The sequence below is a fragment of the Bradyrhizobium sp. 956_D2_N1_4 genome (assembly GCF_052076025.1).
Taxonomy (GTDB): domain Bacteria; phylum Pseudomonadota; class Alphaproteobacteria; order Rhizobiales; family Xanthobacteraceae; genus Bradyrhizobium; species Bradyrhizobium barranii.
In genome coordinates, this window is record NZ_CP197237.1 from 1,418,548 (window position 1) to 1,432,160 (window position 13,613).

At 63.6% G+C, this 13,613-nt stretch carries 1 protein-coding gene; it reads left to right on the forward strand.

What is annotated here, in order from left to right:
* The first annotated feature begins 105 nt into the window (after positions 1-105).
* Complete coding sequence (locus AB7535_RS06535; RefSeq protein WP_441279788.1) at positions 106-13,551, forward strand: filamentous haemagglutinin family protein; 13,446 nt, start codon at positions 106-108, stop codon at positions 13,549-13,551.
* The last annotated feature ends 62 nt before the right edge of the window (positions 13,552-13,613 follow it).

Sequence of the window (13,613 nt, forward strand, 5' to 3'; positions counted from 1 at the left end):
TGCGAGGCGCGAATGCGCGTGCATCAGCGGCGTGCTCGACTGGAACTTGTAATCAGAAAGTGCCGCAGCGTGCCCCATCGCGATATCCTTGTTTCTCCCCCCGGGATGCGGCGTGCGTTTGAACGGACGCTGCTCTGCGGCGTCAGCCTGCTGGCGCTGTCGGTCGCGGGCGGCTTCGGCCATGCGCGCAGCCTCACGCCCGGCGCCAGCACGGTGGTGCCGACGGCGGCCGCGCAGCAGGCGGCGATTTTGGCCGCGCAGCAGGCTGCCGGCGCAGCGACCCAGGCCCAGACCTCGCTTGCCCGCGCGGCAGCAGCGCTTGCCGCCGCGCGCAAGCTCCAGTCGGATGCTGCCGCCGCCGCCCAGGCCGCGGCGTCGTCCGTCCCGAATGGATTGACCCCGGGCGGATTGATGCCGTTCGGCGGCACCGCGGGCGATCCATTGGCGGGCATCAAGGCCGATGCCTCCAAATGGCTCGGCGCGAATTTGCCGAAGCAGACGACGAGCGGCTCGAAGGTCTCGGTCGATATCCAGCAGACCCAGAAGAAGAGCATTCTTTACTGGGACATGTTCAACGTCGGTACCAACACCACGGTCAATTTCAGGCAGTCCGCGTCCGACTGGATCGCGCTGAACCGGGTGCAGGATCCCAGCGCCTCGCCGAGCCGCATTCTTGGCCAGATCAATGCCATCGGCGGCGTCTACCTGATCAACCGCAACGGCATCATCTTCGGCGCCGGCTCGCAGGTCAACGTTCACACGCTGATCGCGTCCAGCCTCGATGTCGGCAAGCTCGGCAGCGATCTGGCGGCGCGCGACCAGTTTTTTCTCAACAACGGCATCGCCGATCTCAACTCGTTCTCGATCTACGACAAGGACGGCGGCGCGGCGACCAAGCTGATCGCCGGCGACATCAAGGTCGAGCGCGGCGCGTCCATCACCGGCAATATCCTCTCAGACCAGGTTTCGCTTGGCTCGCCCGGCTCGGTCTATCTGTTCGGCGCCAACGTCTACAATTCCGGATCCATCACGGCGCAGGGTGGCGAGGTCGCGATGGTCGCGGCGCGAACGATCGATGTCGTTCCGAACGGCTATTCGGCGCTTCCCGACAGTGTGCTGGGCAAGGATGACAAGGGAAACACCATCAAGTTCCGCGGCACCGAATTCAGGCTGTCGCAGTTTGCGTCGTCGTACTACGACGTAGCGGGAGATCCATTTAAACCCTTTGGCTATCCAACTGGTGCTGCGGGCACCTATCTGGCTGGCACTGGTGCGGTCAAACATGACGGTGTGATCGACGCCTCTCGCGGCATCGTGGTGATGAACGGCGATACGGTTGCGATCGGCAATCCCACAGATGCGAGCGGTCACGCTCTGGCCGACAGCGCCGGAAAACTGATCCAGGGCGTAATCTCGGTCGATACAAGTATCGACCGCAACAGCTTCGTGCTTCTCCGCGCGGCGACCAGCGTCACCATGAACGGCGTGATCTCGAGCCTTCCGGTCGACGACGGCGCGGCGGGACTGGCGAGCACGCAGAGCTTCGGGCCGGCCTATATCGAGATGTCGGCGCAAACCAACGTCACGGTCGGATCGAACGGGCTGATCTCGGCGCCATCGGCGCAGGTGTCGCTCAACGCGAAGCTCTTTCCGACGGGCGACGTACCAAACCTTTTCCAGCAGGGCAGGGTCGGCACGAGCGGAGGCAACGAAGGCGGCGTCCTTTCCAACTCGAACGCTGCGCAGAGCGTCCTGCTTTCGCCGGGTGCAACGGTCGACGTCGCCGGGCTCCAGAACGTCGAGCTGCCGGCGAGCTACAACATCATCTCGTTCCAGCCGCGCGCCGAGTTCGCCGACATGCCCTTGCAGCGCAACGGCGCGCTGTACGGCCAGACGATGTATATCGACATCCGCAACACCGGCACCCGCAGCGACGGCACCACATGGGTGGGAACGCCGCTCGCGGACGCCAGCGGCTATGTCGCCAAGGTCCCGCGCAGCATCTACCAGCTGATGACCGTCGGCGGCAGCGTGTCGCTGACGACGGACCTCTCCACCAGCAACGGTGCTGCCAGCGTCAAGACCGACGGCTCGATCATGAATGTCGCGGGCGGCAGCGTGAAGTTCCTGCCCGGCATGGTGAACACGACGCGTCTGATCGGCAGCGACGGCCGCATCTACAGCGTGACCAACGCCGACCCGAACATGACCTATCTCGGGATCGCGGGCCAGTTCATCGTCAAGCATGCGCGCTGGGGCGTCACGGAAACCTGGTCCACGCCAACCCAGATCTATTCGGCAGGCTTCACCGAGGGGCATGACGCCGGACGCGTAAGCGTCGTGACCGTCAATCCGGCGCTGCTCGGGACGATGTATTTCGGCTCGACAGCCGGCGAGCGGCAGATCAGCGGTGGGCAGTTGCCGTTGCAGGGCTCACTCGAGCTGACGACACCGTCGAGCGTGCAGATCGGCGCGACGGCATCAGCCAATTTCACGACGCAAAGCACCTATACGACGAATTTGTCGGCCGACATCCTGTCGGGTTACGGCCTCAGCTCGCTGAAGGTGACGGCGAACGATTTTGTGTTGTCGGGTGGCAGTGCGCTCAATCTCGCAGCCGGCGGCAGCCTGTCCGTCACGGCGGGTGGTGCGATTGACATTGCCGGATCGGTGTCGGCGGCTGGAGGCAACGTTAGCCTCGTTACCGACCGGGATTCTGTCAGCAGCAGTTTCACCACGTCGCTTTTCAAGGCGCCCAAGGACTCTTCGGGCAAGTCGATTGCCGCGAATGTCTTCGTCGAGGGCACAATCGACGTCAGCGGCCGGTTTGTTAATGACACCGGGCGCACGGCTGGTGTTGATGCGACCGGCCCGGCCTTTATCAACGGCGGCAGCATCTCAATCGCCACCGGCAAAAGCAGCGAAGGCGAAGGGACAGCCGGCATCCGAGACACGACAGGAAGCATATTGCTGGCTGCGGGCAGCGTTCTTGATGTATCGAGTGGTGGCTATGTCTCGTCACAAGGCAAAGCTAAAATCGTCGCCACCGGCGTGATGGCGGGCAAGGGTGGTAATATTTCACTCGCCATCTATCAAGGCGCGGCATGGGTAGGTCCAAGTACCCCCGGTCCGGAAAGGCCCAGCCCAGTTGCTGGAAATCCAATCGCCGTACTTCAGCTCGACGGCGCCTTGCGCGGCTACGGCTTCGAGAACAACGGCAGCCTGAGGCTCGCCGGTGCGGACACCATCCGGATCGGCGGTAAGCTTCAGGATGGTGAGACTTCGTCGATTCGTATCAACGGGAGCGCGACCACGCTGCCGGAGTCGCTGCTGACCGGCGGCGGCTTCGGCTCCTACATTATCGAGTCGGTGAAGGACGATTGGTCGGTGAAGGGCGATGGGTCCATCGTGGACGCCAACATCATCGTCTCGGCCAGTACTAGCCTGACTTTCCAGCAGAAAAATCTGTCGAGCCTTGCCGACTACACGGCAATGTCGACCGGCACCAAGCTCGGGCAGCAGGCCGCGCCGCAACTGGCGCTGCTACCGGACGACCAGCGCAAGGCCGTCGATCTCACGCTGAAGGCCGACAACATCAAGCTTGATACGGGCTCGAAGATCGTCACCGATCCCAAGGCGAAAATCACTATGGCTGCGGTCACCGGCGACCGTCGCGGGGCCACGTCAACTGATCCAAAGTTAATCGTTCCGAAACCGAGCACTCCGGATTGGAACGTGCCGGCGACGTCCGTCGAGCTGCGTGGCACGATCATCGACCATGGCGGCTCCGTCTTCATCAACTCGCTGGCGACGCATCTTTCGTCCGACGCGAAGATCGACCTGTCCGGGACATTCGTCGCCAATTCCCTGTTCGGAGCGGTCAACGGTCCAAGGACGAGCGGCAGCTACATCGCCGGCGGCACGTTTGCGGTGGAAGGTGGAGCGATTACTACGGTCAACACCTACACAGACCCGACAGATACCAACAAGAACAAGTTCTATTTCGCTTATGGCGCTCCTGGCTCCGCTGGCACTCCGCAGCAAAGCTACCTTGTCGCCGATGCGGGGGCGCTGGTTGACGTCTCCGGCGCGGCCGGCAATATCCAGGTGGCAGGCGCGCGCGGCGCGACCACGTCGCAATGGTCCTGGAGCGACGCCGGCACAGTGAGCGCAGACGTCAGCGGATTTTCCTGGGGCGGCAGCTTCGCCGCGGCCGGTGGCCGTTATGTCGCCGCCGATGGCACCGTGCATGCTGACTCGCGCGCCAATGGCGGGACCATCCTGCTCGGCGGCGGCAACATATCCCTGCAGCAGGGCGCCGCCGGCGTCATCAGCGCGCCGACGACGCTCACCGTTTCGGCCGATCAGCTCGCGCCGTTCGACAACGTCTATCTCTACGCAGCCGCAGCTGTGGGCGGTGCCGCGCGCATCTTCACCGACCTGCCCGGCACCACCCACGGCGACAGCGATCCGTCATGGAAAGCGCTCACGATTTCCAGTTCGCTGAACTGGACCGTGACCAACCGTCTGCACATTGCGGCAGGTGACATCAACGCGCCGGGATCCGGCTCGATCGATGCACGCATTGCGGCGCCCTATGTCGTGCTCACCGGCTTCTCCAGTAATAAGCCGGTGGCCGGCACCAGCACATTGACGGTGAATGCACAGACGATCGATCTGGAGAGTGGAAGACCGTCCAATTTCAAACCGGGCGACGCTCAGCCGGGCCTCGACTTCTCGGGCTTCAGCCAGATCAACCTGATTGCGAGCGGCGACCTCCGCCTCGGCACGCTCAAGGTTGTGAACGGTCTCAAGACCAATGGAAACGACACCAGCGCGACGGCGGAGCAGTCGAGTTTCACCGGCAAGCTGGTCTCGGCCGGCGATCTCCTGCTCTCCGCCCAGCGAATCTATCCGGTCTCCGCCGTTAACTTCACGATCGAGACGCCGGGGAACGTAAAGTTCGCCGCGCCCGCCAACAGCTACACCGGGATTCCGCTATCGGCCGGCGGCGGCATCACCGTGTATGCCGGGACCATCGAGCAAGCGGGCAATCTGTTCGCGCCGCTCGGCAAGATCGCGCTCGGCAATACCGACAGCGCAGTGTCCAAGATCATCACGCAGTCGGTGGTGCTGGAGCCCGGGAGCCTCACCTCGGTGTCGTTGGCCGACACGACCGTTCCCTACGGTGCGACGTCCGACGGCACCAACTGGTACTACAACGCCAACCTCAATCCGCTGGCGCAACCGCCTTCGAAGGGTTTGATCCTGGCCGGATCGAACGTAACGCGCGCCGATGGCTCGACGATCGACCTGCGCGGCGGCGGCGATATCCAGGCCATGGAATGGATTGCGGGCAAGGGCGGCTCGCGCGATAGCCTGACCACGACGCCTTCCGGCCAGACCGTCTACGCGCTGTTGCCGTCGCAGACCGATCCGATCGCTGCGTATGACATCCATTTTGCGACCGCGCGCAGTGCCGATGCGGGCAAGACCATCACCGCCGGCGACACCGTGCCGCTGGCCGGCACCCGGATCACGATCGACGGCGGCAACGGCATCCCGGCGGGGACCTATACGCTTTATCCAGCGCACTATGCGACGCTGCCGGGCGCTATGCGTGTCGTCGTCTATTCCAGCGACAACACCGGCAAGAACATTGCCACGGGAACCAAACTGCCTGATGGCACCGTTCTGGTGACCGGTCATTACACGCAGTCGACCGCGCCCGGAAAGCAGTCGTCCGGCCAGACGGTGTTCGCGGTGCAGACAAGCTCGGTCTGGCAGCAATACAGCGAGTACAGCTTCAACGGCGCCAACGCCTATTATGCCCAACTGGCGGCCAAGAACAATGTCACGGCGCCGCGGCTGCCGATGGATGCGGGCCGGCTGTCGATCTCCGCGCTGCGGTCGATCGTGCTGAACGGCATGGCGCTGACGCAGCCGGGGCAGGACAGCAGCGGCAATATTGGCCGCGGCAGTGAGCTCGACATCAGCGCTCCCAAGCTGGCCGTGCTCGGTCATGCCGGATACGTCAACAACGACATTCCGCCCGGCTATGTCGGCGTCGACCTCACCCAGCTCAACGGCTTCGAGAGCATTCTCATCGGCGGCAGCCGCAACGATAGCCCCGCGGCTACGCTGATCACGCCGACCGCCAGCAATGTCGTCGTGGATACCCGGGGCGAGACGTTCAGCGCGCCCGAGATACTGCTCGTGGCCCAGCAGGTCGGCCAATGGCAGGAAGTCAAGCAAACGGTGACGGTCGGTTCGCAGTCCGTGCTGCTGGATCTTCCGGTCTATGTGCCGGAGGCCGGTAGCGGCACGGTGACGATCAATTCCGGCAGCATCATCAAAACCACGGGCGTCGTTCACGCCGGGCCCGGGCGCAATTACATCGTGGTATCGGACGGGCAGGCGCCCGTCACGGCCCAGAGCCTCGCCGCAGCCTTGGACGGGACGCTCTCCGGAACGGAGATCGTGGGTGCCAATCTTGCAAAACTCCTTGACCCCAACAGCCTCGCTCGGCTGGCTCTCAGTTATTACGCCAACGGCGGCGCGCAACAGCCGGGGCGGGGCGCCTTGTTCGTGGCGAGCAACGACCCGACGCTGCAAGTGAGGGGACCGAGCGCGACCGGAGTTTCGGCGCCGGCGCTCACGATCAAATTCAAGGATGTCGCGACCGCATCGGCCACGCTGCCGGCCGGGCCGGTGACCGGAAGCCTGACATTGGCGGGCGGTGACACCAGCAACAGCGGAAAGGTGGCGATCGCTGACGGCGTCAAGATCTCGACGAATACGCTGACACTGCAAGCCACCGCATCCAACAATGCGATCGCCCTCAATACGACGGACCTGCACGCCAATCTGGTCAACCTGATCGCGCCGAGCATCGGCGTCGGAGCCGCCACGGCGGTTGCCGGCAAGAGCCTGGTGCTGCCGGCCAACAGCACTCAGTTCGCCGACGTGCAGACATTGGCCCTGCGCGCGCTGTCTGGTCCGGTTACGGTCTATGGCGATTTCAATTCCGGCGCGCGCAGCCTGTCGCTGGATGCCACCGGCATCGCGCTCGGCAGCGAGGTGCTCAATCCCGGCACCAGCCTGAATCTGCGCGCGGGAACGGTGCTGGCGTTTTCCTCCTCCGCAACGGTCCAGTTCAGCGTCGGCGTCACCGTCACATCCGCCGCCGGCGTCGCCACGACCTACGCCGCCAACACCCAGATCGCGCTCGATCCCAACAGCAAGGTCAGTGTCGCATCCACCGGCACGATGACCGTGGCGGGTTCGGGTGGCGCCACCCTGACACGCGACGGTCTGATCTCGGCGAGCAACAACATCACGCTCAAGAACACCGGGGCCAGCCCGCCCGTCAGCGCTCCGGCGGCAAACGGCAACAGCCTCGAACTGGCCGCAAAGGAGATCGACCTGGGCAGCGGCCGGGTCAATGGGAATGTCGTCAACGGCAACTTCACCATTGCCGGTTTCTCCAAGGTCAAATGGTCGGCCGACGACAGCGTGGTCGTCAAAGGCCCCGGCACGATGACGCTCGGTGCGAACGGCGACAAGACCGACCTCACCGTCAGCACGCCGCGCATTCTTGTCGCCGGCGCAACCGCGGGGACCCCCCAAGGTTTTGCCCTGACGGCGTCGGGCGACATCTCCATCGTCGATCCGGTGACGCGCGGCTCGGCCGCAGCTGCGCCTGCCGACAGCGACGAGACCGGCGGCATTCTCACGGTCACGGCGTCCAACATTGCCGTCGGCAGCACCATTCAGGCGCAGGCCGGCACGATTACGCTCGGTGCGATCGCGGGGAACGTCACCCTCAATTCGGGTGCGTATCTCTCGGCGCGCGGCTACAAGAAGACGCTGGTCGACGTCGACACGTATCTGTCGGGCGGCAAGGTCGTGCTTTATGCCGACATCGGGGCGAACGCCACGGGCGATGGCCAGGTCATCACCGACGCCAGCAGCACCATCGACGTCGCGACGACGAGCGGTGGTCAAGGCTATGGCGGGACGATCGAGGTGGACGCGCTCCGCGGTAGCGCGACGCTCGCCGGCCGGCTGCTCGGCACCGGCGGGCCCGGTCTCGGCGGCCGGTTCAAGCTCGATACCAAGGGTGCGGCCGACCTGACCGCATTGGCGGACAATCTGCTCGCAGGCGGCCTCACCGGCGGGATCGACATCCACACCCGCACCGGCAATCTCGAATTGACTGCAGGGCACACGCTGAAGGCCAACGCCATCACGCTGACCGCCGACGACATCGCCTGGGACAGCGGCGATGCAAGCAATCAGTTCGGCCAGGTCAAGATTCGCGGTCGCATCGATGCCACCGGCTATGGCGGCAGCACGCTCGACGGCACCGGGCAGGCCGGCGGAAAGGTCGCGCTCTACGGCGCCAATTCGGTGTTCCTCGCAAGCAGCGGCGTGATCGACGCCTCGACCACGCACACCGACGAGCGCGGCGGCGACGTCACCATCGGCATCGGCTGGGACGCCAAATCAAAAATCTGGCTGCAACAGGGTACGCAGATCAACGTCTCCGGCGGCACCAAGGGCGGCCTGAGCGGCGGCACCGTGACGTTCCGCGCCCCACTGGATGGCAACAACGACGTCAAGATTGCCGCGATCAGCAATGTCGCCAACCCATCGGGCGCGCATGGCACAAACTTCTACGCCGACGGCGACAAGACCTTCGACGCGCTTGCCGTGATCGATGCCACGAACAACGTCAACGACCGCTCAAAGGTCAGCATCGTCGGCGCGCGCTCGGTCGCCGTGAACGGCTTCATCGCGTTCGACACCACCGCCGGCCGCTACGGCATCGACGGGTCGAGCCTCGGCTGGTTCGGGACGATCGACCCGGCCGGCTGGTACAAGGGAGTGGACCAGAACGGAAATCTGATCCCTGCCACGGACGGAACCTGGACCAACGTTACGGGATTTCAGCTTGATAAGACGATAAGCGGTGGAACGGGGCTTCCCAGCGTGCCGACGTCCGTCGCGGTCAAAAACAGCGCAGGAATCCAAATCGCGACCATCAATGTGTCCGGCGGGATAGATACTTTTCTGCCGAACACGACGACGCTGTCGCAATACTTCGGTCAGAGCGATATTCCCATCACATTCCCGCCGCCAGCTACGCCTGGAGGCAGGATTGCCCAGGGCCGCGTGTCGTTCAGTGCAAGCGGAGACGCTACGGTCACCATCACGGATGCTGGTACCGGTTACCTTACGCGAGTTACGAGCGTTCAAATCGGCAATGTCACGGACGTGCCGGCTGCGACCGGATTGTTCGGTCGTGTGCTGTCAACCGTCAAGATCGTTTCAGCATCCTTGTCGCTCGCGCCTGGCTCCACCGGCTACGATGGCACCTCGCTATCCGTTTCCCTCGGCGTCAGCGGTAACAACGGCCAAGCGACAGCGACATTCACAAAAGTATCGAACATGTCGGGCTCGACCACCTTGGTCAATGGCAGCCTGCAGTTCGTGCCAACCACAAACGACTACATTCCACTGACGTCGAGCGGCGTTTACGCGGCGTTCGATCCGGCCAACCAGGGCAAGCCGGGCGTTGCCTCCTTTACCGGCGGCGCCGGCACGGGCAATGCCTTCTTCGGCGACACGGTCTCCCAGATCACCAAGGGGACGTGGAGCTATAACGGGCAGAGCTACGGCTTCACCAACCTGTTCACGCGCCTTTCTCCATTGGTCAACAGCCTCGGCGCGGACGTCGTGCACGTGCAGCCGGGCGTCGACCTGGTGAACTCCAAGGGCGACATCACCGTCAGCAGCAACTGGAATCTGGCGGCGGGCGTGGTCGATCGCGGCAAACCATCGCCGACCATCTTCAATCCCGCTTCGGACTATATAGATTTCACCTACCGTCTCGCAACGCCCTGGGGCGGTCTGGACGCCGGCGTGCTTTCGCTGCGCGCTGCCGGAAACATCAACGTCAACGCCTCGATTTCGGACGGCTTCTTCCAGTTCGCGAACTATCTCGACCCGGTCTACGCGGGCAAGGTCAACGACTATTTCGCGTCAAATAGCGGTTTACGCGCGATCGATTTCAATTCGATCTATTTGAACGACCCTACCAGCAATACGCTTCTGATCGCGCCCTACAGGGCCGGGGACGTCGGCAACGGCATCAGCCCGACTTCGCAGGATCTTGCGAGTGCTGACCTGTTCCCGCACAAATTGCTGGTTTGCACGATCGATTGCAGCCAGGCGAACATCAAGGCGGTGACGGCGCCATCGTCCTGGTCCTACATGCTGACCGCGGGCGCCGATGTGTCGAGCGCCAATCCGACTGCCAGAGTCCCGCTTGCGAACGACAAGGGCGACGTGATCGTCGACAAGCACGCAAGCTACGACCAAAAGGTGGTGGGAAGTACCGCCCCTGTTTCTGTCAATATTCCGACCATGATCCGGACAGGCACCGGCAGCATTACTGTCGCGGCCGCTCGCGATGTGATCATGAAGGACACCGACGCGCCCGGCGTGATCTATGCAGCCGGCGTCAATACGGAAACTTACGCCAATCCGTACAGCCCGAGCCTCGCCGTCAACGATCCAAACGGCTTCTTCGAGCCCCGCCTCATGGCGTACGGCAACGCGGCTGCCACCGCCGCGCCTGAGCTCTACTACGGACCGCCAACCGCGGCGGCCTTCCCTGAAAAGGGCGGGGACGTCGTCATCGACGCGCAGCGCGATGTCGTAGGCGGCACCAAGGTAGTCGCAATAAAGGATGCGAACGGCAACACGGTCTACAAGAAAGTGCCTCAGTACTATCAGCCTTGGCTGCTATCCAGTTCCGGTGTGACGCCCAGCGCCGGTGCTTCGATCCTCGGAGCCGGTGTCTTCGCGCCGGTTGGAACGCAGATCGCCTCGCAAACCGCGTGGTGGATCCAGTATGGCAGCTTCCAACAAGGCTTCCTGAGCGCAGGCGGAAATGTGAGCGTTCTCGCCGGGCGCAATATGCTCGATGTGTCGGTGTCGGCTCCGACGACTGGGCGCGTCACCGGCGGCCTGTCGGCGAACAGCACGCCAGTGACCCATCTCTACGGCGGCGGGAACATGGTCGTGCGCGCCGGCCGCGACATCCGGGGCGGCTCGTTCTACGAGGGATCCGGCCACGCCAGCATCGTCGCGGGCGGCGACATCGGCCAGAACGATTATGTCTACAGGTACGCGAACAGCACGCTCAAGCTTCCGAACCTTCCGCTGCTCGCTGTCGATACCGGCCAGATCACGATGACGGCAAACGGCTCGATCGCGATGGCGGGTGTCGTCAACCCGGCTGCGCTGCACGCCCAGCAACCGAGCAAGGCGAATCCCCTGGAGCCGAAGCCCGACCCGACGCTACCACTGTATTTCGATGCCTACGGCTCCGCTAGCAAGGTTCGGTTGGTGGCGCAGTCGGGCGACGTGACGATCGCGATCGCGCCCACCGCGATCTCCATCAATCCCGCCAACAGCCTGAATGTTCAGGCAGCTCCGGCGACTTATCCTGCGAGCTTCGAGGCCATCGCGTTGCAGGGCAATCTGATAACGACCGGGATCAGCAACATCCTGAATCAGAATGCTTCGGGTGCTTCGGCTGCGGTTCCAGCGCCGGGCATCGTGCTCAGCCCATCCGAGCACGGCACTTTCAATTTGTTGGCGCAGGGCAGCATCGACCTCACGTTCGGTTACCCGCAGACATCGACGTCGCAATCGATCTCACGCCCGCTCATTTCCGCCGGGCCGTCTCTGATCGACGCTGCGTTCGATCCGTTCCGTCCCAATAGCGGCAATGACGAGTCGTCCAGCCGTGCGATCCTTGCGCATGAGAACGATGTAGCCGACGGTCTCGACACGACCGCCCGCATTTACGCCGCGACCGGCGATATCAAGGCAACGGGAAGCTACGGCAAGAGGACCACCAGTTCGACTGAAAATGTCTATCAGCGCATCGAGATCAATCGCCCGACCAGCATCTATGCGGGGCGCGACATCGTCGATCTCAACATCATCGTGCAGAACATCCATACCAGCGACGTCAGCACGATCGCAGCCGGCCGGAACATCACTTACACCGGCTTTAACAATGGCGGTGGCTTGCAGGTGGCCGGACCCGGCTTCCTCGTGGTTCAGGCCGGCGGCGATATTGGCCCGTTCCTCCCGGCCGCGTTTGACAATGCGACCCAGGCTCCGGTTCAGGAGGGCATCGTGTCGGTGGGCAATTCCAGCCCGACGCCGGTCGGAAACATCTATATTTCGGAAAAAACGGGAGGCGGTTCGGTCGGCATCTACAACCAGTCGCTGCTCGGCCCGGCGAATAATCCGCGGCGCAATGCGACGCTGACGGACGCTGCCGGCACCAAGCAGGGCGCCGACATCATCACGATGTTCGGCACCAAGTTCGGTGTCGATTACGCCGCCGTGGCGGCTTCCTATATCGATCCGGCGAATGCCAGCAGCGTCAAACATAACTATGTGTCCGAGCTGCGCTCCTTCTTGAGCCGGATCGGCAAGCCGGCAAGCGACAGTGACTCCGATGCCAGCGTGTTCGCGGCCTTCCAGGCCTTGCCCACCGACCTCCAGCACGTCTTTATCGACCAGGTATTCTTTGCCGAGCTCAAAGCGGTCGGCATCGGCCAGAAGGATGGCACGTCGTCGGACACCCAGCGCGGCTACCGCATGATCGAGACGATGTTCCCGGCGAGACTGGGCTACACGGCAAACGTGCTCGGCAGCGGGAGCAACGGCGCCAGCCAGCTGGTCAAGACTGGCGACATGAACCTGCTGCATGCCACGGTTCAGACCCAGCTCGGCGGCGATATCTCGATGTTCGGCCCGGGTGGCAATATCATCGTCGGCTCGCTTGCGGCCGAACCCAACTCGGCGCTGAAGCTGCGGGATATCGGCATCCTCACCCTTGGTGGCGGCGCGATCAACACCTTCACAGACCAAAGTGTGCTGGTGAATTCGAGCCGCGTGCTCACGACCCAGGGCGGCGACATCCTGATGTGGAGCTCCAACGGCAATCTCGATGCCGGCCGCGGCTCCAAGACGACCTTGTCGGCACCGGCGCTGCAGGTGTTGTATGATCAGGATGATTACCAGTCGATCGATCTTGGCGGCTTCGTGACCGGCGCGGGTATCGGCACGCTGCAGGCGTCGTCGCAAGCAGCTGCGTCCCAGCTTTATCTTCTCGCACCGCGCGGCACGATCGATTTCGGCACCGCCGGCGTGCGCGCCTCGGGCAGCGCAGTCTTCGTCGCCCCCGTCATCGCCAACGCCAGCAATTTCCAGGTGCAGGGGAGCACGACCGGAATTCCGACCGTATCCGTTCCCAATATCGGCGCGCTCACGGCAGGCTCGAATACGGCCGGCGCGGCCGCCAAGTCGGCGGAAACGCCAACCGCAACCGGGGCCCGCAGACAGGGTTCGATCTTCATCGTCGAGGTGATCGGCTATGGCGGCGGCGACGGTCAGGATGACCAGGCGACTGACAAGAAGGAGTCCGATACGACGCCATCGGGGAACGACAAGCAGTGATGGTCTGCGCGTTCAACTCGAGATTGATCGGCTTGCGGGATCGCGGTCGACAGCTCCGTGTC